Annotated in this window: 26 protein-coding genes; 8 read left to right on the top strand and 18 right to left on the bottom strand. The window is 74.3% G+C overall.

The window, feature by feature from the left end:
• Positions 1-5: 5 nt before the first annotated feature.
• A complete protein-coding gene (mca, locus tag EBO35_RS04000) occupies positions 6-899 on the bottom strand; it encodes a mycothiol conjugate amidase Mca (protein WP_122816577.1) in 894 nt (297 codons plus the stop codon).
• Between the two features lie 44 nt (positions 900-943).
• Here mca and EBO35_RS03995 point away from each other — a divergent pair, with 44 nt between their 5' ends.
• The gene (locus EBO35_RS03995; protein WP_164477797.1) at positions 944-1,348 is read left to right on the top strand and encodes a DUF4307 domain-containing protein; all 405 of its coding nucleotides are present in this window, start codon (positions 944-946) and stop codon (positions 1,346-1,348) included.
• Positions 1,349-1,548: 200 nt separating this feature from the next.
• Positions 1,549-2,052, top strand: coding sequence for a transcription elongation factor GreA (greA, locus tag EBO35_RS03990; protein WP_122816575.1), 504 nt, complete (start codon positions 1,549-1,551; stop codon positions 2,050-2,052).
• A 4-nt stretch (positions 2,053-2,056) separates the two neighbouring features.
• Here the strand turns inward: greA and ilvA are convergent, their stop codons facing one another.
• Genes ilvA through EBO35_RS03970 form a run of 4 tightly spaced genes read right to left on the bottom strand, consistent with a single transcriptional unit; the run spans position 2,057 to position 7,258 of the window.
• Positions 2,057-3,286, bottom strand: coding sequence for a threonine ammonia-lyase (gene ilvA, locus EBO35_RS03985; RefSeq protein WP_122816574.1), 1,230 nt, complete (start codon positions 3,284-3,286; stop codon positions 2,057-2,059).
• Entirely contained in the window at positions 3,283-4,665 is a 1,383-nt protein-coding gene (locus tag EBO35_RS03980; RefSeq protein ID WP_241153852.1) for an AI-2E family transporter, read from the bottom strand. The genes ilvA and EBO35_RS03980 overlap by 4 nt, the downstream gene beginning before the upstream one ends.
• 9 nt (positions 4,666-4,674) lie before the next feature.
• On the bottom strand, positions 4,675-6,093 hold the full coding sequence (locus EBO35_RS03975) for a glutamate mutase L (RefSeq protein ID WP_122816572.1): 1,419 nt from the start codon (positions 6,091-6,093) through the stop codon (positions 4,675-4,677).
• A 1-nt stretch (position 6,094) separates the two neighbouring features.
• Positions 6,095-7,258 (bottom strand): cystathionine gamma-synthase, encoded by a 1,164-nt coding sequence (locus EBO35_RS03970; RefSeq protein WP_122816571.1) that lies wholly within the window; start codon positions 7,256-7,258, stop codon positions 6,095-6,097.
• Positions 7,259-7,339: 81 nt separating this feature from the next.
• Here EBO35_RS03970 and msrA point away from each other — a divergent pair, with 81 nt between their 5' ends.
• Positions 7,340-7,996, top strand: coding sequence for a peptide-methionine (S)-S-oxide reductase MsrA (msrA, locus tag EBO35_RS03965; RefSeq protein WP_122816570.1), 657 nt, complete (start codon positions 7,340-7,342; stop codon positions 7,994-7,996).
• Between the two features lie 160 nt (positions 7,997-8,156).
• On the opposite strand, the gene EBO35_RS03960 is transcribed toward msrA, so the two are convergent.
• From EBO35_RS03960 to EBO35_RS03945, 4 genes are read right to left on the bottom strand one after another with little or no spacing between them, the layout of a single operon-like run.
• Positions 8,157-8,489: a rhodanese-like domain-containing protein gene (locus EBO35_RS03960; RefSeq protein WP_122816569.1), complete on the bottom strand. Its 333-nt coding sequence runs from the start codon at positions 8,487-8,489 to the stop codon at positions 8,157-8,159.
• On the bottom strand, positions 8,486-8,752 hold the full coding sequence (locus EBO35_RS03955) for a hypothetical protein (RefSeq protein WP_122816568.1): 267 nt from the start codon (positions 8,750-8,752) through the stop codon (positions 8,486-8,488). The genes EBO35_RS03960 and EBO35_RS03955 overlap by 4 nt, the downstream gene beginning before the upstream one ends.
• A complete protein-coding gene (locus EBO35_RS03950) occupies positions 8,749-9,195 on the bottom strand; it encodes a hypothetical protein (RefSeq protein WP_122816567.1) in 447 nt (148 codons plus the stop codon). Before EBO35_RS03950 ends, EBO35_RS03955 begins: the two co-directional genes overlap by 4 nt.
• A 27-nt stretch (positions 9,196-9,222) precedes the next feature.
• Positions 9,223-9,639: a MarR family winged helix-turn-helix transcriptional regulator gene (locus EBO35_RS03945; protein WP_122816566.1), complete on the bottom strand. Its 417-nt coding sequence runs from the start codon at positions 9,637-9,639 to the stop codon at positions 9,223-9,225.
• A 129-nt stretch (positions 9,640-9,768) separates the two neighbouring features.
• Here EBO35_RS03945 and EBO35_RS03940 point away from each other — a divergent pair, with 129 nt between their 5' ends.
• Positions 9,769-10,632, top strand: a complete 864-nt coding sequence (locus EBO35_RS03940) for a phosphotransferase family protein (protein WP_122816565.1) — start codon at positions 9,769-9,771, stop codon at positions 10,630-10,632.
• A gap of 177 nt (positions 10,633-10,809) precedes the next feature.
• Positions 10,810-12,156, top strand: a complete 1,347-nt coding sequence (locus EBO35_RS03935; protein WP_122816564.1) for an ABC1 kinase family protein — start codon at positions 10,810-10,812, stop codon at positions 12,154-12,156.
• Positions 12,157-12,178: 22 nt separating this feature from the next.
• Here the strand turns inward: EBO35_RS03935 and EBO35_RS03930 are convergent, their stop codons facing one another.
• Genes EBO35_RS03930 through EBO35_RS03895 form a run of 8 tightly spaced genes read right to left on the bottom strand, consistent with a single transcriptional unit; the run spans position 12,179 to position 19,258 of the window.
• Positions 12,179-12,664 carry a GNAT family N-acetyltransferase gene (locus EBO35_RS03930; RefSeq protein ID WP_122816563.1) on the bottom strand — a complete coding sequence of 162 codons (486 nt, stop codon included), beginning with the start codon at positions 12,662-12,664 and terminating at the stop codon, positions 12,179-12,181.
• Positions 12,661-13,191 carry a DinB family protein gene (locus EBO35_RS03925; protein WP_122816562.1) on the bottom strand — a complete coding sequence of 177 codons (531 nt, stop codon included), beginning with the start codon at positions 13,189-13,191 and terminating at the stop codon, positions 12,661-12,663. The genes EBO35_RS03930 and EBO35_RS03925 overlap by 4 nt, the downstream gene beginning before the upstream one ends.
• Entirely contained in the window at positions 13,188-13,961 is a 774-nt protein-coding gene (locus EBO35_RS03920) for a VOC family protein (RefSeq protein WP_206422657.1), read from the bottom strand. The genes EBO35_RS03925 and EBO35_RS03920 overlap by 4 nt, the downstream gene beginning before the upstream one ends.
• On the bottom strand, positions 13,958-14,338 hold the full coding sequence (locus EBO35_RS03915; protein WP_122816561.1) for a pyridoxamine 5'-phosphate oxidase family protein: 381 nt from the start codon (positions 14,336-14,338) through the stop codon (positions 13,958-13,960). The genes EBO35_RS03920 and EBO35_RS03915 overlap by 4 nt, the downstream gene beginning before the upstream one ends.
• A gap of 9 nt (positions 14,339-14,347) precedes the next feature.
• Entirely contained in the window at positions 14,348-14,989 is a 642-nt protein-coding gene (locus EBO35_RS03910) for a YigZ family protein (RefSeq protein WP_122819270.1), read from the bottom strand.
• Positions 14,986-15,765 carry a sulfite exporter TauE/SafE family protein gene (locus EBO35_RS03905; protein ID WP_122816560.1) on the bottom strand — a complete coding sequence of 260 codons (780 nt, stop codon included), beginning with the start codon at positions 15,763-15,765 and terminating at the stop codon, positions 14,986-14,988. The genes EBO35_RS03910 and EBO35_RS03905 overlap by 4 nt, the downstream gene beginning before the upstream one ends.
• A gap of 45 nt (positions 15,766-15,810) precedes the next feature.
• On the bottom strand, positions 15,811-17,835 hold the full coding sequence (locus tag EBO35_RS03900) for a vWA domain-containing protein (RefSeq protein ID WP_122816559.1): 2,025 nt from the start codon (positions 17,833-17,835) through the stop codon (positions 15,811-15,813).
• Positions 17,828-19,258, bottom strand: a complete 1,431-nt coding sequence (locus EBO35_RS03895; RefSeq protein WP_122816558.1) for an AAA family ATPase — start codon at positions 19,256-19,258, stop codon at positions 17,828-17,830. Before EBO35_RS03895 ends, EBO35_RS03900 begins: the two co-directional genes overlap by 8 nt.
• A gap of 58 nt (positions 19,259-19,316) precedes the next feature.
• Here EBO35_RS03895 and EBO35_RS03890 point away from each other — a divergent pair, with 58 nt between their 5' ends.
• Together EBO35_RS03890 and EBO35_RS03885 are read left to right on the top strand one after the other, a co-directional pair.
• A complete protein-coding gene (locus tag EBO35_RS03890) occupies positions 19,317-19,685 on the top strand; it encodes a YchJ family protein (protein WP_317983528.1) in 369 nt (122 codons plus the stop codon).
• Between the two features lie 65 nt (positions 19,686-19,750).
• Positions 19,751-20,314 carry a TIGR03086 family metal-binding protein gene (locus EBO35_RS03885; RefSeq protein WP_122816557.1) on the top strand — a complete coding sequence of 188 codons (564 nt, stop codon included), beginning with the start codon at positions 19,751-19,753 and terminating at the stop codon, positions 20,312-20,314.
• A gap of 186 nt (positions 20,315-20,500) precedes the next feature.
• On the opposite strand, the gene EBO35_RS03880 is transcribed toward EBO35_RS03885, so the two are convergent.
• Positions 20,501-21,892, bottom strand: coding sequence for a cystathionine beta-synthase (locus tag EBO35_RS03880; protein ID WP_122816556.1), 1,392 nt, complete (start codon positions 21,890-21,892; stop codon positions 20,501-20,503).
• A gap of 80 nt (positions 21,893-21,972) precedes the next feature.
• On the opposite strand from EBO35_RS03880, the gene EBO35_RS03875 reads away from it, so the two are divergent.
• Entirely contained in the window at positions 21,973-23,010 is a 1,038-nt protein-coding gene (locus tag EBO35_RS03875; RefSeq protein ID WP_206422655.1) for an SGNH/GDSL hydrolase family protein, read from the top strand.
• Positions 23,011-23,060 lie beyond the last annotated feature (50 nt).

Here is a 23,060-nt window from a genome sequence, read left to right as displayed (position 1 = left end):
GTCTCTCAGGCGGGGTCGACGATGCCGGCGAACAGGTCGTCCTCCGGGACCTGGGAGGGGACGTGGCTCACCACGAGCTCGTAGTCCTCGGTCGGCCAGACCTTCTCCTGCAGCTCGCGCGGGATCGCGAACCAGGACCCGTCCGGGTCGATCTGCGTCGCGTGCGCCAGCAGCGCCTGGTCGCGCACGCCGAAGTACTCCCCGCACGGCACCCGGGTGGTGATCCGGGCGTCCCACTCGGGCTCGGGCTCCCACTTCTCCAGGCGCTCGGCGTAGGGCGACTCCAGTCCGTGGTCGAGCATCGCCTGGTGCAGCGCGAGGGTCTTGGGGCGGTTGAAGGAGTGGTGATAGTAGAGCTTCTGCGCCTGCCACGGCTGCCCCAGCTCGGGGTAGCGCTCGGGGTCGGCGGCGGCGTGGAACGCCTCGACCGAGATCTCGTGACACTTGATGTGGTCGGGGTGCGGGTAGCCGCCGCGCTCGTCGTAGGTGGTCAGGACGTGCGGCCGGAACTGCCGGATCAGCCGCACCAGCGGAGCCGCGGCCTCCTCCAGCGGCGCCTGGGCGAAGCAGCCCTCCGGGAGCGGCGGCAGCGGGTCGCCCTCCGGCCAGCCGGAGTCCACGAAGCCGAGCCAGTCCTGGGTGATGCCGAGGATGTCGCGGGCCCGCTCCATCTCCTGGCGCCGGATCTCGCTGATGTTCTCGAGGATGTCGGGACGGTCCATCTTCGGGTTGAGGATCGAGCCCCGCTCCCCGCCGGTGCAGGTGACGACGTGCACGTCGACCCCCTCGGCGACGTAGCGAGCCGTCGAGGCGGCCCCCTTGCTGGACTCGTCGTCGGGGTGGGCGTGCACGTGCATCAGGCGGAACCCGGCACGGGGCCCGGAGGGGTGCTGCGACATGGGGTGGAGTCTAGGGCGTGGGCCCGGAGTGGGAGGATGGCGAGGTGACCTCGCAGGACACCCTCCAGCAGCGCTACGGCTCTCCGGCGCCGTGGCGACGCCGCGCGACGTGGGCGGTATCGGTGGTCGTGATCGTGGCCGCACTCGGCTGGGTGGTCTGGGCGATGACCTCGCACGCCGAGCCGCCCGTCGACTCCGAGATGATCGCCTTCGACGTCGTCGACGAGCACACCGCCACCGCGCGGGTGCAGGTCCGGGTCCGCGAGGACGCCGAGGACGTGCAGTGCCTGCTGCGCGCCTTCGCCGACGACCACGTCACCGTCGGGGAGCACTCGTTCACCGCGGCCCCCGGGGACGACACCCTGGTCGAGCAGGTCCGCACCGAGCGCCGGGCCACCTCGATCGAGCTGGTCGGCTGCACCGCCGAGGGCCAGCCCCGCCCCAGCTGAGCGCTCCCCCGGCCCGCGTCGCGCGCCGAGATTGACGTGACTTGTTAGGCTGGACGTTCTGACCGACCCGCTGGGCCGTCACGAGAAGGGGCCCCGCGCGATTCGGCGTACGGCCACACTCTCCGGCCGCCCGAACGAGACGGTCCCCGGTGCATCTGGTGCGGAACGCCCGCATCCCGAGCAACAACGCAGGAGTATCCATGACGCAGTCGACCGAGCAGGGCACCATCTGGCTGACCCAGGACGCCTACGACAAGCTCCACAAGGAGCTCGAGGAGCTCAAGGGCCCGACCCGTCAGCGGGTGGTCGAGGAGATCAGCGCCGCGCGCGACGAGGGCGACCTGAAGGAGAACGGCGGCTACCACGCCGCCCGCGAGGAGCAGGGCCGTGTCGAGGGCCGGATCCGGCAGCTCGAGGACATGCTCCGCCGCGCCGAGGTCGGCGAGACCCCGCCGAACGACGGGGTCGTCGAGCCGGGCATGGTCGTGACCTACAAGTTCGTCGGCGACAGCGACGACGAGGTCGAGACGTTCCTCCTCGGCGCCCGCGAGATCGAGCCCGAGGGCCTGACCGTCTACTCCCCGCAGTCGCCGCTGGGCTCGGCCATCAACGGCCGCAACAAGGGCGAGACCGTCAGCTACGAGGCGCCCAACGGCAAGCAGCTCGAGGTCGTCATCGTCGACGCGGTGCCCTACAGCGGCTGAGCAGTCACCCGACCGGGCCCCCGCCCGGCTGCACCACCCGGTAGCCCCGCGCACGGAGCCGAGCCAGCAACAGCTCCGCGTGCGGGGCTCCGCGCGTCTCGAGCTGGAGGTGCACCTCGACCTCGTCGAGGTGCAGGGTCGGCGAGATCCGCTCGTGGACGACCTCCAGGACGTTCGCGCCCTGCTCGCTGACCTCGCCGAGCAGGCGGGCCAGGCCGCCGGGGGTGTCGGGGATCGTGACCTGCAGGTTCAGGTAGCGGCCCGCCGCGGACATGCCGTGGCGGATCACCTTGCCGAGCAGCAGCGGGTCGATGTTGCCGCCGGAGAGGACAGCGACCGCCGGGGTCGCGAACTCCCGGGACCGGTCCATCAGCGCCGCGACCGCGGCCGCACCGGCCGGTTCGACCACCATCTTGGCGCGCTCCAGCAGCGCCAGCAGGGCCCGCGAGAGCTGGTCCTCCGAGACCGTGACTACCTCGTCGACGTGGTCGCGAACGGCGGCGAAGGTGAGCTCGCCCGGCAGCCCGACGGCGATCCCGTCGGCCATCGTGGCCATCGCCGTCAGCGCCGTCGGCGCACCGCGCTCCAGCGAGCCCGGGAAGGCCGCGGCCCCGGCCGCCTGCACCCCGACGATCCGGATGTCGGGGCGGGCCTCCTTGACCGCGATCGCGACGCCGGCCAGCAGCCCGCCGCCGCCCGTGGGCACCAGCACCGTGGCCGCCTCGGGTGCCTGCTCGAGGATCTCCAGGCCCACCGTGCCCTGCCCGGCGACGACGTCGGCGTGGTCGAAGGGATGGATCAGCACCGCGCCGGTCTCCGCGGCGAACCGGGCGGCCGCCACCAGCGCGTCCTCCAGGTAGCGGCCGGCGAAGACCACCTCGGCGCCGTACCCGCGAGTGGCGTTCTCCTTCGGGATCGGCGCGCCCTCCGGCATGAACACCGTCGCCCGGGCGCCGAGCTGCTGCGCGGCGAGCGCGACGCCCTGGGCGTGGTTGCCGGCCGAGGCGGCGACGACGCCGCGGGCCCGCTCGGCCTCGGAGAGCCGGGCGATGCGCACGTAGGCGCCGCGCGCCTTGAACGAGCCGGTGCGCTGGAGGTTCTCGCACTTCAGGAGCACCGGGCCGCCGACCAGCGCCGAGAGCCAGCGGGACTCCTCCATCGGCGTCGTGATCGAGACGCCCGCCAGCAGCTCGCGCGCGGCGCGCACGTCGGCCAGGGTCACCGCGGGGCTCACCGGCCCTCCTCGGGGTCCTCCGCGGTCTCGGCGGGGCTGCGCGGCTCGTCGGCCAGGGCCGGCCGGTCCGGGTCGTGCACGGGCTCGGGGCGGGTGCCGTCGCGGGCGTAGTCCCCCGCGAGCTCCTCGGCCGGGTCGTCACCGGGGTCGGCCCGGCTCGCGAGGTGCATGACCACCGCGTTGCCGGCGGCCACCAGCGGTACGGCGACCAGGGCTCCGGCCACGCCCGCGACGATGACGCCGCAGGCGATGGCGACCAGCACCGCGAGCGGGTGCACCGAGACGAAGCGGCCCATCAGGAACGGCTGCAGCACGTGCCCCTCGACCTGCTGGACCACGATCACGCCGACCAGCATCAGCAGCGCGGTCCAGGGGCCCTGGTCGACCAGGGCGACCAGCACCGCGACCGCGCCGGCCACCGTGGCGCCGACCATCGGCACGAACGCGCCGATGAAGACCAGGACGCCGATGGCGAGGACCAGCGGGACGCCCAGGACCGCGGCCCAGACCGCGATCCCGATCGCGTCGACCAGCGCGACCAGCACCGTCGCCCGGACGAACTGGGTCAGCGAGACCCAGGCGACCCGGCCGGAGCTGTCGACGCGCTCCCGCGCGGCCCGCGGCGCGATCCGGACGAAGAAGGCCCAGATCCGGGCGCCGTCGGCGAGGAAGAAGTAGGTGGAGAACAGCACGATGAACAGCCCGGTCACCACGTGCGTCAGGGCCGTGCCCAGCTCGGTCACCTGGCTGTAGGCGCCGCCGTTCTTGGACCAGGTGGAGATGGCCTGCTGGACCTGGCCGATGTAGCTGTTGATCTGGGACTCGCTGGCGTTCAGCGGCCCCTCGCGCAGCCAGACCCGGATCTCGTCGAGCCCCTTGACCACCTGGTCGGCGAGCTTTGAGGACTCCTCGGCCACCTGCTGGCTCACGAAGGTGACCATCAGCACCATCAGCCCGATCGCGGCGATCTCCACGACGAACGCGCTCATCCCGTGCGGGATGCCCGCGCGTCGCAGCCCGCGGACCGCGGGGGTGGCCAGCGCGGCCAGGAGCAGCGCGATCGCGAGCGGCACGGTCACGACCGCGAACTTCGCCAGCAGCCACAGCAGCACGTAGCCGGCGCCGCAGACCACCAGCAGGCGCCACGACCAGGCGGCTGCGAGGTCGAGACCCCACGGCACCTGCGCGCGGCTGAAGTTCGACCGGCCGCCGACGATGGCCACCGGGGTCGGCTCCTGACGCCGCTCGTCGCGCAGCTGCGACCACTGATGGGCCAGCCGGCGGGCGATGGTCTCCTCCTCGCGGGAGAGCGGCGGGGCCGAGATTCGCAGCCTCCGACGAGGTCCATGATCACCCTGGGCGTCGTCCACGTCGGTCACTGCCACAGGTTATCCGCCGGCCCCCTCCAGCATGCCTGTCGTGCCTGTCATGCCTGCCAGGAGCCGGTAGGCCGCCTCCGGATGGTCCGCGGCCAGCAGCCCCGCGGCGGCCAGCACGTAGTCCCGGTCGACCACGACCCGGGCGGCGCGCGGCAGCTGCCAGCCCGCCGCCGCGTCCTCCTCCAGCCGACCGAGGACCCGCTGCGCCACGCCGGGGCGGCCGTGGCGCAGGACGCCGCCGGAGCCGACCAGCAGGTCGACCTCCCGCAGGTCGGTGCCGGTGCGCTCCACCACCCGCCCGTCCGGGCCGACCACCACCCGGGCGCGCCCGGCGTGGCGGCGCAGGGCCAGCCCCGCCGCCGCCCGGGCGATCGCCTCGTCGACGTCCCCCTCGGCGGCGCCGTCGGGGAGGAACGCGGGATCCGCGGCCCGCCGGGCCGCGGCCGCGGCGTACTCCTCGAGGCCGGCGGCCGCGACCGTCGCCGGTGCGGACCAGCGCATGCCGAGGTCGCCCTCGACGGTGCGCGAGACCGGCGCCGCGGCGACCACCTCCCGCGACTGCCCGCCCTCGGGATCGGGGGCCAGCACCGAGTGCACGTCGGTGGTGGCGCCGCCGACGTCGACCACCGCGACGTCGCCCGCGCCCGGGTGCCGGCCGCCCAGGCCCCGGGCCAGCAGCTCCACGCCGGTCAGGACGACGTCCGGCGTCGCTCCGCGGACCATCTCGGTGAGCTCCGGACGGCTGCTGAGCCCCTTGCCGCCGATGACGTGGGCCAGGAACAGCTCGCGGACGGCCGCCCGGGCCGACTGCGGCGCGAGCTCGCCGATCCGGGGGACGACGTTGTCCGCCAGCACGTGCGGTACGCCGGCCAGGACCGCCGCCACCTCCTCGCGCGCCTCGACGTTGCCCGCCACCACCACCGGGCCGCGCCAGCCGGCGGCGACCAGGTCCCGGGCGGCCTGCACGAGCACCGCGCGGTTGCCGCCGTCGGTGCCGCCGGTGAGCAGCACCAGGTCGGCCCCACCGCCGCCCCCACCCCCGCGCTGCGGGGTCGTGTGCCCCACGACGCGCTCCCACGCGTCCCCAGGCACACGACCCGCCGCGGCCAGGACCTCGACGACCCGGCCGCCGCTGGAGAGGGCCACCCGGCGGCCGGCCTCGGCCGTGACCAGCTCCTCGTTGCCCACCACCGCGATCCGCAGCCCGCCGCCGGCGCTGGAGCAGGCCAGCACCTCGGCGTCGGCGGCCCGGGGATCCGCGGCGAGCAGCTCGGCCCGGCACGCGTCGTACCCGTCCAGGACGTCGGTGCCGGCCGTCGTGGGGTGGCTGGCCGAGGCGGCCACCCGCCCCTGGTCGAGGTCGACCAGCAGCGCCTTGGTGAACGTCGAGCCGATGTCGACGCACAGCGCGGTGCCGCGGCCGGTCACCTCAGGACAGCGCGCGGTCGAGGTCGGCGAGCAGGTCCTCGGCGGTCTCGATGCCGACGCTGAGCCGGACCAGGTCGGCCGGGACCTCCAGGTCGGTGCCGGCGACGCTGGCGTGGGTCATCCGGCCCGGGTGCTCGATCAGCGACTCGACGCCGCCCAGCGACTCCGCCAGCGTGAAGACCTCGGCCCGCTCGCAGACCTTCAGGGCCGCCTCCTCACCGCCGGCGCAGCGGAACGAGACCATGCCGCCGAAGCGCTTCATCTGCCGGGCGGCCACCGCGTGGCCCGGGTGCGACTCCAGGCCGGGATAGATGACCTCGCTGACGGCGGGGTGCGCGGCCAGGAACTCCACGACCCGCTCGGCGTTGTCGCAGTGCCGGTCCATCCGCACCCCGAGGGTCTTCAGCCCGCGGTGGGTGAGGAACGCGTCGAACGGACCCGCGACCGCGCCGATCGAGTTCTGGTGGAACGCGACCTGCTCGGCGACCTCGAGGTCCCGGACCACCAGCGCACCGCCGACGGCGTCGGAGTGGCCTCCGGCGTACTTGGTGGTGGAGTGGACGACGACGTCGGCGCCGAGGGTCAGCGGCTGCTGGAGGTACGGCGAGGCGAAGGTGTTGTCGACGACCAGCAGCGCGCCGGCGTCGTGGGCCACCGCGGCCAGCGCCTCGATGTCGCCGATGTTGAGCAGCGGGTTGGTGGGGGTCTCGACCCAGACCAGCTTGGTCTCACCGGGGCGGACCGCGGCCCGGACCGCGTCGACGTCGGAGACCGCAGCGGCGCTGTGCGCCAGGCCCCAGTTGCGCTGGACCTTGTCGAAGAGCCGGTAGGTGCCGCCGTACGCGTCGTCGGGGAGGACCACGTGGTCACCGGGGCGGCACAGCGCCCGGACCAGGGTGTCCTCGGCCGCCAGGCCGGAGGCGAACGCGAAGCCGCGCTCGCCCTCCTCCAGCGCCGCCAGGACGCCCTCCAGGGCGGTCCGGGTCGGGTTGGCCGAGCGGCTGTACTCGTAGCCGCCGCGCAGCCCGCCGACCCCGTCCTGCTTGTAGGTGGAGGTGGCGTAGATCGGCGCGATCACCGCGCCGGTGGTCGGGTCCGGCTCGAAGCCCGCGTGGATCGCCCGGGTCTCGAAGCCTGCCTTGCTGCCGTGCTGCTGCTCGCTCATCCCGCGAGGCTATCCCCGCCGGGAAGGGACCGCCCACCGACGTTGTTGCAGACTGTGACGTCAACCCCCTGGAGTGATCACGTGTCCTTCTTCTCCCGCACCACCCCCGAGCTGGTCGCCCCTGAGCAGGCCCTGCCCGGCCGCACCGAGCGCCCCTGGCCGCTCGCCGAGCGGCACCTCGTGCTCGGCACCCCGCTGGTCACCGACGAGGCCCCCGAGGGCTACCAGGTCGCCGTCTTCGGCCTCGGCTGCTTCTGGGGCGCCGAGGAGATCTACTGGCAGCTGCCCGGCGTCTGGTCCACCTCGGTGGGGTACGCCGGCGGCACCACCCCGAACCCCTCCTACGAGGAGGTGTGCAGCGGCCGCACCAACCACACCGAGGCCGTCCGGGTGGTCTTCGACCCCGCCGTCGTCTCCTACGCCGACCTCGTGAAGCGGTTCTTCGAGGTCCACGACCCGACCCAGGGGATGCGCCAGGGCAACGACGTCGGCACCCAGTACCGCTCGGCGATCTACTACACGACGCCGGAGCAGGAGCAGGTCGCCCGCGAGCTGACCCGGGTGTACGGCGAAGAGCTGGCCCGGCGCGGTCTGGGCGAGATCACCACCGAGATCCGGCCCGCCGCCGAGACGCCGTACTACTACGCGGAGGACGTGCACCAGCAGTACCTGCACAAGAACCCGCACGGCTACCGCTGCCACTCCAACACCGGAGTGCGGTTCCCCGAGACCGCCTGAGCTGCACCAGTGGGCCCCGCGCCCGAGAAAACAGGTGGGGTTGGCCGGCCAATCTGAGAAACGGGTGGGTTCGGGCCGAGAACAGGCGCCCGAACTCCCCCGACCCCACCTGTTCTTCTCGAACGTCGCGCTCCTGGTCACCAGACCGGCCGGGCGGCCGTCACCCGGTGGTGAGCGGTCCCCCGGCGGCCCGCCAGTCGATCAGGCCGCGGCTCATGTTGACGGCGTCGAAGCCGTTCTCGACCAGCAGGTTCGCGGCGTTGGCGGAGCGGATGCCGCCGGTGCAGAACGTGACGATCAGCCGGTCCTCGGGCAGCTCCAGGCAGCGCTCGGGCAGCTGGTCGAGGGGGATGTGCACCGCGTCCGGGATGTGGGTGCGGTTCCACTCGAAGTCGCGACGCACGTCCACGACCAGGGCGCCCTCGGCGACCAGGCGAACGGCCTCGGCGGCACTGACGGCCGGCGGGCGGCGCAGGTAGTGACGGAAACTCATGATGCGCGCGCCTCCCTTCGTACGTTGAGGACGGTGAGCGGGCCGCTGAGCCCGGGCAGCACCGCGCCGATCCGGGTCCGGGCCGTGAGGCGGCGGGCGAGCAGCGCGTTGGTCGCGACCGAGAGGTAGAGCGCGCCGTGGACCGGGCCGAGGACGCTCGTCACCGTCGGGTCGTGGACGGTGGCGAGGTTGCCGAGCAGCACCAGCACGCTGGCCAGCTCGAGGACCGAGAGCACGCCGAGCACACGCAGCGGGCCACTCACGGATAGCTCGATCCGGGCCGCACGATCATCAGCACCACGACCAGCGCCCAGAGCAGGTTGAAGACCCCGGTGAGCATGCCGAGCCGGCGCAGCTGGGCGCCGTCGTCGGGGGCGTCCAGCGCCTCGCGCTGCCGGGGTGCGATCTGGAGGGCGAGCAGGCCGCCCGCGACCGCCGTGAGCACCATCGCGACGATGACCCACACCTCGGTGGTGCGCCCCTGTACGCCGGCCAGCGCGAGCCCGACGACCGGCACCACGAGCGCCGCGGCGCCGTACCCGCGGGTGACGCGGTGCAGGAGCCGGGCGATGTCCGCGTTGCGGTGGGTCTCCCCCGTCGTCGCCGACACCGGCGCGTAGCGCGGGAAGAGGCTGGCCGTGACGGCGACCGGCCCCACGAGCAGGATGCCCGCCAACACGTGCGCGGAGAGCAGCAGGGATTCCATAACCTTCAGGCTACCTGAAGGTCAGGCCTACTGCCCACCCATCGCGCGCAGCATCTGAGCGCGCAGCGCCTCGGTCAGCTCCGGGAGCTGGGCTGCGAACTCCTCGTCGAGGCGGGCCACCGCCTCGGCGGCCCGGGACAGCAGCGCCTCCCCATCGGCCGTGACGTGCAGCGTCGAGGCGGCGCCGGCGTGGGCGGTCCCGTCATCGACCAGGCCGGCCTCGACGAACCCCGCCACCGTGGCGTGCGCGCTCTGCACGGTGATGCGCGAGCGCCGGGCCAGCTCGCTGAAGGAGATGCCCGGAGTTCCGCGGACGTGCCCGAGCAGGCCGTACTTGCGGGTCGTCAGCCCGAGCGGCTTCAGCGCCTCCGCGAACGCCACCTCCCACACCCGGCTCACCGTCAGCAGGGTGACGGTCGGGCTGAACGGCGGCGGCTCGGACATGGGGGCAGGCTAGCCAGCGGGGACCGACCGGGTCGCAGGCGCTGGCCGGGATCGGACGGGTGAGGCCGCCCGAGCCTCGTCACGCTCAGGGGCGACTGCGCCGTCGTGGTGGACCTAGGATCGCTCGTCGTGGCGGACCCACTGAGCCGGCTGAGCCCCGAGCAGCGCGAGCTGCTGCTGCGGTGGCTGCCCGACGCGCGGGTCCTCGAGGACCTCAGCTGGGGACTGGTCGAGACGACCGTGCTCTCCCTGGCCAGCGGCCAGGGCCGCTTCATCGTCAAGGCGGGCGGCGTCACCGACAGGCACATCGCCCGGGAGCTCCGCGCGCACCGGGAGTGGCTGGAGCCCTGGGTCAGCACCGGGCACGCTCCCGAGCTGGCGTACGGCGACGAGGGGGCGAGGCTGCTGGTCACCCGCTACCTCCCGGGCAGGCTGGTGGAGGGGACCGGCGCGCAGGACGACCCGGACACCTATCGGCAGGCGGGCGCGCTGCTCGCCGCCTTCCACGGCCAGCTCTCGGTCGTCGACCAGGGCTGGAACGACCGCTTCCGGGCGCGCGTCGAGCACCAGATCGGGCTGCCGCACCGCATCGACCCCCGGATCGAGCGGCGCGTGCGCGCCGAGGTGGCGAGCTGGACCAGCGGCGGCGCCCGGGTCCTCCCCACGCACGGTGACTGGCAGCCGCGCAACTGGCTGATCGACGACGGCGTCGTCCGGGTGATCGACCTCGGACGCGCCGACCTGCGCCCGCAGAGCGAGGACTTCGTCCGCCTCGCGGGTCAGGACTTCGCACGCGATCCCGGCCTGGAGGAGGCGTTCCTCGAGGGGTACGGCGAGGACCCCCGCGAACCGGACGAGTGGCGGCGCGCCCTGGTGGCGCAGGCGGTCGGCGCCGCGGTGTGGGCCTACGGAGTCGGCGACGAGGGGTTCGAGGCGTCCGGGCACCGGCTGCTGGACGGGCTGTACCCGGAGGGTGCCGGTCAGGCGGGCTAGCTGACGGCGTACGCCGCGCGGGCCCGTCACCCCAGCGGTGAGCTGGCCACCGTCGGCCGGACCCAAACGGTGGCAGGCTCACCGCCACCCCGGCGGACCGGGCCCAAACGGTGGCAGCCTCACCGCCACAGGTCCGCAAGCCGGCCGCTCTCAGGCACCGGAGGTCACAATGGTGGCGTGAGTGACCTCCCGCGCAAGGCCGTCTCCCGCACCGCGCGCCTGGCGGCGCTGCCGCTGGGGTACGCCGGACGCAGCGCGATCGGCTTCGGCAAGCGCCTCGGCGGGCGCCCCGCCGAGACCGTGATGACCGAGATCCAGCAGCGTACGGCCGAGCAGCTGTTCCGGACCCTGGGCGAGCTCAAGGGCGGCGCGATGAAGCTCGGCCAGACGCTCTCGGTGCTCGAGGCGGCGCTGCCGGAGTCGCTGGTGGCGCCGTACCGCCAGGAGCTCACCCGGCTCCAGGACTCCGCGCCCCCGATGCCGACCCGCACCGTGCGGGAGGTCATCGCCCGCGACCTCGGCCCGGACTGGGCCGACCGGCTGGTCTGGCTGGACGGCGGCCCGGCCGCGGCCGCCTCGATCGGGCAGGTGCACCGCGGCCGCTGGCACGACGGGCGCGAGGTCGCGGTCAAGGTGCAGTACCCCGGCGCCGGGGACGCGCTCCGCTCCGACCTGCGCCAGCTCTCCCGGCTGGCCCGGAGCATGGGGCCGCTGATGCCCGGGCTGGACCTCAAGCCGCTGATCGAGGAGCTCCAGGCGCGGGCCGAGGACGAGCTGGACTACCAGCTCGAGGCCGACGCGCAGGCGGCGTTCGCCCGGGCCTTCCGCGAGGACCCCGAGCTCGGCCGGCAGATCGTGGTGCCCGACGTGGTCGCCGTCGGCGAGCACGTGCTGGTCACCGAGTGGGTGGAGAGCCCGGCCTCGCTGGCCTCGATCATCGAGGCGGGGACCCGCGAGGAGCGCGACCACTACGGCGAGCTGTTCGCGACGTTCCTCTTCGCCGGCCCGGAGCTGACCGGGATGCTGCACGCCGACCCGCACCCGGGGAACTACCGGGTGCTGCCGCAGGAGGACGGCTCCCCCGGCCGGCTCGCGGTGCTGGACTACGGGGCGGTGGCCCGGCTGCCCGAGCGCGGCCTCCCGGACGCGATGGGCCGGCTGATCAGCATCTGCCTGATCGAGGACCGCGACGACCTGGTCGAGGGGCTGCGCGCCGAGGGCTTCGTCAGGGACCGGATCGCTGTCGACCCCGACCTGCTGCTGGACTACCTCGCGCCGTTCGTCGAGCCGATGCGCCAGGCGCGGTTCCGGTTCTCCCGGGCATGGATGCAGGAGCAGTTCCGGCGCATCAACGACCCCGCCGACCCGGCGTACACGATGGCGACCCGGCTGAACCTGCCGCCGTCCTACCTGCTCATCCACCGCACCTGGCTCGGTGGCGTCGGGGTGCTCAGCCAGCTGGAGGCCGAGGCGCCGTTCCGCGAGATCCTGGAGCGCCACCTCCCGGGCTTCTCGCCGCCCTGAGGGGCCGCGTCCGCCGGCGCGCTCAGTCCAGCGGCAGGTGCATGACGTGCAGGCCCACCAGGCCGTGGGCAGCCGAGTCGAAGGCCTGTGGCACCGTGCCGATGATCCCGAAGCCGAGCGCCTGCCACAGCCGGACGGCGACCGTGTTGGTCTCGACGACGGCGTTGAACTGGATGGCGTGGAACCCCTGGTCGCGGTGCCACTGCACGACGTGCTCGCCCAGCGCCCGGCCCACGCCGCGCCCGCGGGCGGCGGGGGCGACCAGGAACGACGCGGTGCCGACGTGGCTGCCGCGGCCGGGCCGGTTCGGGCCCATCGTGCCGCTGCCCAGGACCTCCCCGTCCTCGACGAGCACGACGGTGCGGCCCGGCGGCTGGCGCATCCACAGGTCCCGCCCGGAGTCCGCTGTCAGGTCGAGGGGGTAGGCGTAGGTCTCCCCCGCCAGCACCGTCTCCTGGAGGAACGGCCAGATCCGCGGCCAGTCCGCGTCGGTGGCCGTGTGGATCACGTCCCGGTCTGCCCGTCGATGGCCTCGCGCAGGAGGTCCGCGTGCCCGTTGTGGCGGGCGTACTCCTCGATCATGTGCAGCAGGATCCAGCGCAGCGACGGCCGGCGGCCGTGGCGCGTGCCCGCCGCGAGGTCGTCCAGGTCGGGATGCGCGGCCAGGACCTCGTCCGCGTCGGCGACGGCCCGGTCGAAGAGCGCGAACAGCTCCTCGGGCTCGTCCTCGAGCGCCGTGTGGAACTCCCAGTCCCGGTCGGCGCCCCAGTCGACCGACGCCCAGGGCTCGCGCGGCTCCCCGCCCCGCATGACCTCGCCGAGCCAGTCGTCCTCGACCAGGGCCAGGTGCTTGAGCAGCCCGGCCAGGGTGAGCGTGCTGGGCGGGTGCGGGGTGCGCAGCTGCTCGGCGGTCAGGCCGCTCGCCTTCAGTCGCAGGGTCTGGCGCTGGAGATCCAGGAACGCCAGCAGCATCGTGCGCTCGTCGGCGGCCAGCGGCGGCTCTGTCCGCTCGGTCTGGTCGGTCCCGTGGCTCATCGTGGCTCCTTGGTCAGGTGGTCGGTCGGGTCGGTCGGGGTTCGGCCGGTGACGCAGTACGCCGTGCCGGCCGGGTCGGCGAGCACTGTCCACCACTGGCGGCGGGCCAGCACCCGGCCGCCGAGCGCCTCGTGCCGGGCGACCTCCGCGGCCCGGTCGTCGGCGGCGAGGTCCAGGTGGGCGCGGACCCGGCCGGTCGGCTCCGCCAGCCGCTGGAGCAGGATTCGCACCGGCAGGCCGGGCTGGTGGCGCAGCCGGCGGAACTCCGCCCCGGCCGAGGCGGTCAGCTCCCACGCGGTCAGCGCGGACCAGAACGCGGTCTCCCGCTCGTAGCCGTCCGCCGGGATGTCGAGGCAGACCTGGTCGACCATCGAGCGGCCGCCGGGCCACGCCGCCGGCGCCGCGGCCCGGCCCTGCGGGTGGGAGACCAGGCAGAAGACGAACCCGCCCGGCGACTCGAGCACGACGTACCCGTCCGTGGGGCGGGCCAGCACCCGGGCCCCCAGCCCGACGGCCTCCTCGGCGGCCGCGGCCGGGTCGGCGACGTGGAGGTCGAGGTGCAGCCGGCCGGGCCCGCTGCCGAGCCGCTGCACGGCCAGGTGGTCGTCGGCGCCGCCGGGCGGCAGCAGGCTGGCGTACTCGTCGTGGCGGCCGCGGGCCGGGGAGACGGCGTAGCCGGTGAGCGCCGACCAGTACGCGACCGACGGCGCGAAGCTCTCCGGGGGGAGGTCCAGGTAGACAGTCAGCCAGCCGACCCGCACCCGGCTCACCCGACCGGTCGGCAGTCGGCGCCGCAGCCCTCGGGCGGGGGCGGTCCGTCGGCGTGCCGGCGGGGCCGGTGCAGCACGGCACCGGTCGGGGTGACCGTGACCCGCTCGCCGTCGCCCCCGGTGAGGGCGGCAGTGCCGTCGACGAGCAGCGCGTAGCCGTGCTCCTCGCGCGGCGGGAAGAGCAGCGTGACCGCCGGGTTGGCCGCGATGTTGGCGCAGGTGCGCCGCCCGGCGTCCTCGATGAGCAGGACGCCGTCGGTCACCTCCGGCTCGGCGCTCACCGCGCGGACCGCGCCGTCGGTGGTGGTCAGCAGGTAGCCGGGGGCCTGGTCGGCCAGGGCCCGCGCCAGGTCGGCGAGGTCCACGGGGATGCTCATGCAGGGACCCTACGACGCGACGTCGGTCCAGCGCTCGCCGATTGCCCGCGCCTGCGAGCGGCCCCCGGTCAGCTCCGCGACGAGCGCGTGCAGCCGCGGCTCCTCGGCCGGCGGCACGCCGAGCAGCAGCCCGACCCGAGCGCCGTACGTCGTGTCGAGCACGGCCACGCCGCGCTGGCGCAGCGCGGTCTCGATGCGGCCCGCGTCGGTGTGGTCGACCTCCAGCAGCTCCTCGCGCAGCAGCTCGCGACGCAGCGTCCCGGCGACCTCCAGGCCGGCGCGCACCGCGTCGCCGTACGCCCGGACCAGGCCGCCGGCGCCCAGCAGCGTGCCGCCGAACCAGCGGGTCACGACCGCGACCACGTCGCTGACGCCCTCGCCGTGCCAGCCGCGCAACACCTCCAGCATCGGGGCGCCCGCGGTGCCGGCCGGCTCCCCGTCGTCGCTGGAGCGCTCGACCGGCGCCGGCGGCGGGCCGAGGACGAACGCGGTGCAGTGGTGCCGGGCGTCCCAGTGCGTCGCGCGCAGCCGGTCCACGACCGCGCGGGCGGCCGGCTCGTCCTCGACCCGGGCGAGCGTGCACAGGAAGCGGGAGCGCCGGACCTCGATCTCGGCCTCCGCATCGCGGGCCACGGTGCGGTAGCCGGTCACCACACGCCCAGCACGTCGCCGCCGATCCGGACCACGAACCCGGCCACGACGAGCACGAAGAAGACCCGGATGAACCCGGCCCCGCGGGCCACGGCGGTCCGGGCCCCGACGTACCCACCGACCAGGTTGGCCACCCCCATCAGCACCGCGACGTGCCACAGCACCGCGCCCTGCGGGACGAAGACGCACAGCGCTGCGAGGTTGGTGGCCCAGTTCGCGAGCTTGGTCTTCGCGGAGGCCTCGAGGAAGTTGTAGCCCATCAGCCCGACCAGGGCGATCGTGAAGAAGCTCCCGGTGCCGGGGCCGAGCGCGCCGTCGTAGAAGCCGACCAGCAGCCCCACCAGCATCGCCACCCGCAGGTGCCGGCCGCCGCCGAAGCGCAGCGCGGTGGTCTCCCCCACCGACGGCTTCAGCACCACCCACGCGCCCACGACCACCAGGACGACGAGCACCAGCGGGTCGAACAGCGACCGCGGGATCCAGGACGCCACGAACGCGCCGCCCACGGAGCCCACGAAGGCCAGCAGCATCAGCGGCCCGAAGGTCCGCGGGTCGGGCCGCACCCGCCGGTAGTACGTCGCCGCGCTCACCGTGGTGCCGCAGAACGAGGCGAACTTGTTGGTCGCCAGCACCTGCACCGGGCTCGCCCCCGGCAGCCCCAGCAGGAGCGCCGGCAGCTGGATCAGCCCCCCGCCGCCCACCACCGCGTCGACGAACCCCGCCGTCAGCGCCGCCAGTCCGAGCAGGGCCAGCACTGTCAGGCTCGGGTCGTCCACGGAGGCGATCGTAGGTGGCGGGCGCAGTCCCGGATGCGCGGCCCGTCAGCCGACCCAGAACCCCCGGCCGCCGAACCAGTCGCCGTAGGAGCCACCGGGGTCCGAGCCACCCGAGCCGCCGGGGCCGCGGCTGCCCAGGTAGGAGCCGACGACTGCCGCGCCGAGGTCGTCGAGCTCGGGAGCGACCACCCGGCCCTCGGCCCGCTTGGCCATCGAGTCCACGAACCGGGCCAGGCCCGGGTCGTCGCCGAGCCGGAAGAACGTGGTCTGGGCGCCGAGGCGGCGGGAGACGTCGAGCTCGCGCACGGCGTACGCGACCGTCAGGGGGTGCGGCGGATAGGCGAAGAAGACCTCGCCGTCGGCCTCGAGGTGGGAGGTCGGCTCACCGTCGGTGACGATCAGCAGCACCGGCTGGGCGTTCGGGTGCTTGCGGAAGTGCCGGTTCGCCAGCAGCAGCCCGTGGTGCAGGTTGGTGCCCTTGTCCCACATCGCGTCCAGGGCGGTGAGCTGCTCGATCTCCATCACCTCGGCGTAGCGCCCGAAGCCGATCAGCTGCAGGTGGTCGCCACGGAACCGGGAGCGGATCAGCGTGTGCAGCGCCAGCGCGGTCCGCTTCATCGGCACCCACCGGCCGTCCATCGCCATCGAGAACGAGGTGTCCACCAGCAGCGCCACCGCGGCCTGGGTGCGGTCCTCGGTCTCGTGCACCTCCACGTCGCCGATCTCCATCATCGGCCCGGCCGGGTCGCTGGCCCGCCGCAGCACGCCGTTGAGCACCGAGCGGGGGATGTCCCACGGCTCGGTGTCGCCGTAGGCCCACTCCCGGGTGGACCCGGACAGCTCCCCGGCGGCGCCGGCGCGCTGGGTGTCGCGCTCGCCGCGCCGTCCCGAGAGCCGCTGGGCCACGTCGCGCAGCAGCGACTGGCCGAGCTGGCGCATCGCGCGGGGGGTCAGCTGCAGCTGGCCGGTGGAGTCGCGGCGCATCGTGCCCTGCTCGCGCAGCGCCTTCTCCAGCTGCTGGAGGGTGCGGGCGTCCACGGCCGCCTGGTCGCCGAGCTGGCGTGCCAGCGCCTCGAGGTCGACGTCGTCGAGCTGCGAGCCGGCGTAGGACTGGGTGAGCTGCTCGGAGAGCGTGTCCAGCTCGGCCAGGTCCTGGAAGACCCCGGTGCCGTCGCCGAGGCCGACGCCCTCATCGCCGCTCATCTGCTCCGAGCCGCCCCAGTCCTCCCCCGGCCGCAGCGACTGGAGGTTGGCGTCGAGCCGGGCCAGGGAGTCCATCAGCGCCGGCGACCCGAAGGCCTGCGCCGAGAGCTGCATCAGCTCCTCGCGCTGCTCGGGCGTCATCGAGTTCAGCATCCGCTGCGCCGCGGCGGCGCGGGCGGCCAGCGCGTCGAGCAGCTGGTCGATGTTCTCGGGGCGCTCGGGGAAGAAGTCGCCGTGCTCGTCCATGAACCGGTCGAAGTCGTCCTGGGTGTCGACGCCCTGCTGGTGCTTCTCCAGCAGCTCGTTGAGGTCCTGGAGCATCTCGTTGACAGCTGCCCGGTCCTCCTCGCCGGCGTTCTCCAGCGCCTGCTTCATCCCGGCGAAGCGCTGGTCGAGCAGCTCCCGGCCGAGCAGGTCCTTGATCTTCTCGTAGTCCTCCCGGGCCTCCCGGCTCTGCCAGTCGTACGCCGCGAGCTCGCTGACCGCCGCCGCCGGGCTGGGCGGGAGGCTCTCCAGCTGCATCTCGCGCAGGGCCCGGTCGCCGTCGTCCATCATCGCGTCGCGGGCCAGCTGCTTGCGCTCCTCGAGCACCGCCCGGTCCAGCAGCTCGCGGATCTCCTGCAGGGTGCCGTCCAGGTTGTGCCGCTGCAGCAGCTCCTGGCGCCGCTGGGCCACCTGGCGGGCTAGGTCGTCGAGGCCGCGCTGGTCGCGCCCGCCGCGGCGCAGGAACTCCCGCATCGCCCGCTCGGGGCTGTAGCCGGCCATCACGTCCTCGCCGATGGCGTCCAGCGCCTCGGCGAGGTCGACCGGCGGCGCCAGCGGGTCGCCCCCGTCGTAGCGCCGGAACCGGGTGCCGCGCCTAGCCATAGACGGTCTCGCTCCCGTCGGTGTCCTTGCCGATCTTGCGCGCCAGGTAGAGACCCTCGAGCGCCAGCTCGATCGCGCCGGCGAGCTCGCCGTCGCTGGTGGCGTCGAGCCGGTCGCCGATGTCGGTGTAGAGCTCGGACTCCCCCAGCACCGGCAGCCCGGCCAGGAACTCCCGCGCCGGCACCTGCTCGCCGGTGGTCACCATCGCGCCCGCCTCGATCGCGTCGACGAGCAGCGCCAGGTCGAGGCCGCGCAGCCGCTGGCGGACGGTCTCGGCGACAGCGGTGCGCAGCAGGTGCGTGAGGACCTCGCTCTCGCGGCCCTCCTCGCCGGACTCGAACTCGATCTTGCCGCCGAGCACGTCGACGGCGGTCTCCAGGTCGACGACCCGCGCGACCGCCTGGTCCTCGCCCTGCCGGGTGGCCCGGTGCAGGGCGGCGGCGGCGACCGTCTCGGCGCCGGCGATCGCGAACCGCGCGCTCACCCCCGAGCGCTGGTCGACCGAGCTGGAGGCGCGCAGGTTGCGGGTGAACCGGGCCAGGATCTCCAGCAGGTGCTCGGGCACCTCGGCGACCAGGTGCGCCTCCTGACGGATCACCGCCATCTCGGCGTCCAGCTCCAGGGGGTAGTGGGTGCGGATCTCGGCGCCGAAGCGGTCCTTCAGCGGGGTGATGATCCGGCCCCGGTTGGTGTAGTCCTCCGGGTTGGCGCTGGCCACGACCAGGACGTCGAGCGGCAGCCGCAGCACGTAGCCGCGGATCTGGACGTCGCGCTCCTCCATCACGTTGAGCATCGCGACCTGGATCCGCTCGGCGAGGTCGGGGAGCTCGTTGATCGCGACGATGCCGCGGTGGCTGCGCGGGACCAGCCCGAAGTGGATGGTCTCGGGGTCGCCGAGCGAGCGGCCCTCGGCGACCTTCATCGGGTCCACGTCGCCGATCAGGTCCGCGACCGAGGTGTCCGGGGTGGCCAGCTTCTCGGCGTACCGCTCGTCGCGGTGCTTCCAGGAGACCCGCAGGTCGTCGCCGTACATCGCGGCGGCGGCCCGCGACGCGTGGGTGACGGGCTCGTAGGGGTGCTCGCCGAGCTCGGAGCCGGAGATCACCGGCGTCCACTCGTCGAGCAGCCCGACCATCGTGCGCAGCAGCCGGGTCTTGCCCTGGCCGCGCTCGCCGAGGAGCACGATGTCGTGGCCGGCGATCAGGGCCCGCTCGATCTGCGGGATGACGGTGTCCTCCAGGCCGTGCAGTCCCGGCCAGGGGTCCTCACCCGCGCGCAACTTCGCGAGCAGGTTCTCGCGCATCTCGGTGCGCAGCGGCTGGTGCTGGTGTCCGGCGGCCCGCAGCTCGCCGACCGTCGAGATCGTGGGTGCGGGGGTGGAGGCGGGAGTGGGAGTGCTGGCGGGGAACGAGGCGGCAGTCACATCTCCACGCTACTGCCGGACTCCACGACCCGGGCCGGGCTGCGGCTACGGTTCCCCGGTGACCTCGCTGCGTGCCGACTGTCCCTGCGGGAGCGGGACGGCGTACGACGCGTGCTGCGGGCGGCTGCACCGCGGCGCCGCCCAGGCCGCGACCCCGGAGGAGCTGATGCGCTCGCGCTACGCGGCGTACGCCGTCGGCGAGACCGACTACGTCTGGCGGACCTGGCACCCCCGCACCCGCCCCGACTCGGTGGCGCAGGACCCGGACCTGCGCTGGACCGGCCTGGACATCGTGGCCACCGGCCCGGACTGGGTGGAGTTCGTGGCGCGCTACGAGACGCCGTCGGGGCCGGGCGAGCTGCGCGAGCACAGCCGGTTCGCGCGGCGCGCCGGGCGCTGGTTCTACCTCGACGGGGACGTCGGGTAGCGAGCGCGCCGCCGGACCCGCTCCCGACCGTTGCGGCCGCGTCCGGACGGGTCGATGCTGGGCCCATGGAGCCGGGAGACCTCACCAGTGCCCACTCAGCGGTCACGACGCTCGTCCGGAGCCTGGACGCCGCCGACTGGTCGCGGCCCACCCCGTGCCCCGACTGGGACGTGGCGGCGGTCGTCCGCCACGTCGTCGTCGGCGAGCGCGCGTTCACCACGTCGCTGGCCGGCCTGCCCTACGACCTCCCCGCGCTGTCCGCCGAGGTCGCCGACCTGCCCGAGGCGACGCTGCCCGACGTCCTCGAGTCGACCGGCGCCGCGCTGCGGGAGGCACTGGCCGCGTCCGGGCCGGGCGAGTACCCGACCGGCATCGGCCCGCTGCCCGCTCCCGCCATCCTCGACCTGCGCACGATCGAGGCGCTCACCCACGGCTGGGACGTCGCCCGCGGCACCGGGCGACGGCTCGACGTACCGGAGCAGGTCGCCGAGCGCGCCCTGGAGGCGAGCCGGCTCCTGATGGCGCGGCTGCCGGCTGATCGCACCCCGTTCGCGCCGCCGCAGCCCGTCGACGATGCGGCACCGGCGGTGGACCGGCTCGCGGCGCTGCTCGGGCGCCGCCCGGCCTGACGGCTGTGGAGGAGCGGCGCGGACGACGAGCCGGGCCGGCATGCTCGGGTCCGTGCCTGACGTCGTCGAGCTGCTCGCCGACCTCGGCGGGGTCGCCCGCGCGGGCCTGGTCGACGAGCGGCTGCGAATCGTCTGCGAGGCCGACTCGTTCGCCTGGCACGCAAGCCGGGCCGGCTTCGGGCGGGCTCAGCCCAGGGCGAGGTGGGCGAGCAGGTCGTGGCGGGTGACCACGCCGACCGGCTTGCCGTCCTCGTGCACCAGCAGCGCGTCGGCGCCCTCGAGCGCACCCACAGCGTCGCTCGCGGCCTCGATCGAGCCGATCGTGGGCAGCGGCTCCGACATGTGCATGTCCACCCGGTCGGTGAGGCGGGCGTGGCCGGTGAAGAGCGCGTCGAGCAGCGCTCGGTCCGAGACCGACCCGACGACCTCGGCCGCGACGATCGGCGGCTCGGCGCGGACCACGGGCATCTGCGAGACGCCGTACTCCTGCAGGATCGCGATCGCCTCGGCGATGGTCTCCCCGGGGTGGGTGTGCACCAGGTCGGGGACCCGGCCGTCCTTGCCGCGCAGCACCTCCCCGACCGTCCGGCCGGGGGCGGCGCTGCCGGTGGGGAAGCCGTACTGCGCCAGCCACTCGTCGTTGAAGATCTTGGTGAGGTAGCCGCGCCCGGAGTCCGGGAGCAGCACGACGATCACCGCGTCCTCGCGGCCCTCCTCGGCCAGCTCCCGGGCCAGCTTGGCCGCGGCGAAGGCGGCCATCCCCGACGAGCCGCCCACCAGCAGCGCCTCCTCGCGGGCCAGCCGGCGGGTGAAGGCGAAGGAGTCTGCGTCGGAGACCTCGATGACCCGGTCGGCCACGCCCCGGTCGTAGGTGTCCGGCCAGAAGTCCTCGCCGACGCCCTCGACGAGGTAGGGGCGGCCGGAGCCGCCCGAGTAGACCGAGCCCTCCGGGTCGGCGCCGATCACCTGGATGTCGGGGTTCTGCTCCTTGAGGAACCGCCCGACGCCGCTGATCGTGCCGCCGGTGCCCATGCCGGTGACGAAGTGCGTGATCCGGCCCTCGGTCTGCTTCCAGATCTCCGGCCCGGTGGTCTCGTAGTGCGAGCGCGGGTTGTGCGGGTTGGAGTACTGGTCGGGCTTCCAGGCGCCTGGCTGGGCGGCCAGCCGGTCGGAGACGTTGTAGTAGGAGTCCGGGTGCTCGGGCTCGACGGCGGTCGGGCAGACGACCACCTCGGCGCCGTAGGCCTTGAGCACGTTGCGCTTGTCCTCGCTGACCTTGTCGGGGCACACGAAGACACAGCGGTAGCCCCGCTGCTGGGCCACCATGGCCAGCCCGACGCCGGTGTTGCCGGAGGTCGGCTCGACGATGGTGCCTCCGGGCTGCAGCGCGCCGGAGGCCTCCGCGGCGTCGATCATCCGGGTGGCGATCCGGTCCTTCACCGACCCGCCCGGGTTGAGGTACTCGATCTTGGCCAGCACCAGCGGACCCGGCCGGCCGGCCAGTCCGTCGAGGCTGCGGCCGAGCCGGAGCAGGGGGGTGTCGCCGATCAGGTCGAGGAGCGAGTTCGCATACTGCACCGGGCCAATCTAGGACGGTTGTCGAGACCAGCGGCAAACCCCGAAGCCAATCGGGGGGTGACCAACCGTAGAATCGGCCTGTGGGGAAGGCAGCGGCGGCACGCAAGCTGGCCTCGGCTGCGGCGTACGGCGGCGGGGGCCTCACCATGCTGGGCGGCGCCCTGTACGGCGTCCTGACGGCCGAGGCGAAGCTCGCCCGCAAGGCGATCGGGCCGCTGCGCGACGACCCGCCCCCCGACCCCTCCGGCTGGTACGGCCGCGGCCGCCCCGGACCGGCGGCCAAGCTGGTCGTCCTCGGCGACTCCAGCGCCGCCGGGTACGGCGTCGACCGGGTCGAGGAGACCCCGGGCGCGCTGCTCGCGAGCGGCGTCGCCGAGCACGCCGACCGGCGCGTGTACCTGCGCGACCTGGCAGTGGTCGGCGCCAAGTCCTCCGACCTCGCCGGGCAGGTGGACAAGGCGCTGCCGCTCGAGCCGGACGTCGCGGTGATCCTGGTCGGCGGCAACGACGTCACCCACACGGTGCTGCCCTCGGCCTCGGTGCGGCACCTGCAGGAGGCCGTGCGCCGGCTGCGCACCGCCGGCGTCGAGGTCGTCGTCGGCACCTGCCCCGACCTCGGCACGATCAAGCCGATGGCGCCACCGCTGAAGCAGCTGGCCCGCGCCTGGTCGCGCCGGCTCGCGGCCGGCCAGACCATCGGCGTCATCGAGGAGGGCGGCCGGACCGTCTCGATCGGCTCGATCCTCGGCCCCGAGTTCGCCGCGGCACCCGCCCTGCTCTTCGGCCCCGACCAGTTCCACCCCTCCGCCGAGGGCTACCGCGCGGCCGTCGGCGTGCTGCTGCCCTCGGCGCTGGCCGCCCTCGGCGCCGTCCCCGACGACGAGGAGCGGCTCGAGGTGATGCGCGGAGAGGCGATCATGCCGATCAGCCAGGCCGCGATCAGGGCGGTCAACAACCCCGGCACGGAGCTGGACGGCACCGAGGTCGGCGGCAACCGCCTCGGCGTCCGCGGCCGGTGGGTCGAGCTGCGGCACCGCCGCCGGCGCGCGCAGTCCACCACCGAGGGACCGGAGCAGGCCGAGGCCGACGCCGGCGAGCTCGAGCCCGCGCCCCGCTGACCCGCCCCCGGCACGGACCGGGAGCGCCCGGGGTGGGGATATACCCACCC

It is taken from the genome of Nocardioides pantholopis, from assembly GCF_003710085.1.
Classification (GTDB): domain Bacteria; phylum Actinomycetota; class Actinomycetes; order Propionibacteriales; family Nocardioidaceae; genus Nocardioides; species Nocardioides pantholopis.
The sequence above is the reverse complement of the archived record's forward strand: the minus strand, read 5'-3'. Positions and strand labels throughout refer to the sequence as shown.

Excerpts from the sequence above, each read along its gene's own strand:
- greA (WP_122816575.1), top strand. The coding sequence starts at position 1,549 with ATGACGCAGTCGACCGAGCAGGGCACCATCTGGCTGACCCAGGACGCC.
- EBO35_RS03950 (WP_122816567.1), bottom strand. The coding sequence starts at position 9,195 with ATGGAATCCCTGCTGCTCTCCGCGCACGTGTTGGCGGGCATCCTGCTC.
- EBO35_RS03900 (WP_122816559.1), bottom strand. The coding sequence starts at position 17,835 with ATGGCTAGGCGCGGCACCCGGTTCCGGCGCTACGACGGGGGCGACCCG.
- EBO35_RS03885 (WP_122816557.1), top strand. The coding sequence starts at position 19,751 with ATGGAGCCGGGAGACCTCACCAGTGCCCACTCAGCGGTCACGACGCTC.
- EBO35_RS03915 (WP_122816561.1), bottom strand. The coding sequence starts at position 14,338 with ATGAGCATCCCCGTGGACCTCGCCGACCTGGCGCGGGCCCTGGCCGAC.
- mca (WP_122816577.1), bottom strand. The coding sequence starts at position 899 with ATGTCGCAGCACCCCTCCGGGCCCCGTGCCGGGTTCCGCCTGATGCAC.
- EBO35_RS03970 (WP_122816571.1), bottom strand. The coding sequence starts at position 7,258 with ATGAGCGAGCAGCAGCACGGCAGCAAGGCAGGCTTCGAGACCCGGGCG.
- EBO35_RS03925 (WP_122816562.1), bottom strand. The coding sequence starts at position 13,191 with ATGAGCCACGGGACCGACCAGACCGAGCGGACAGAGCCGCCGCTGGCC.
- EBO35_RS03945 (WP_122816566.1), bottom strand. The coding sequence starts at position 9,639 with ATGTCCGAGCCGCCGCCGTTCAGCCCGACCGTCACCCTGCTGACGGTG.
- EBO35_RS03960 (WP_122816569.1), bottom strand. The coding sequence starts at position 8,489 with ATGAGTTTCCGTCACTACCTGCGCCGCCCGCCGGCCGTCAGTGCCGCC.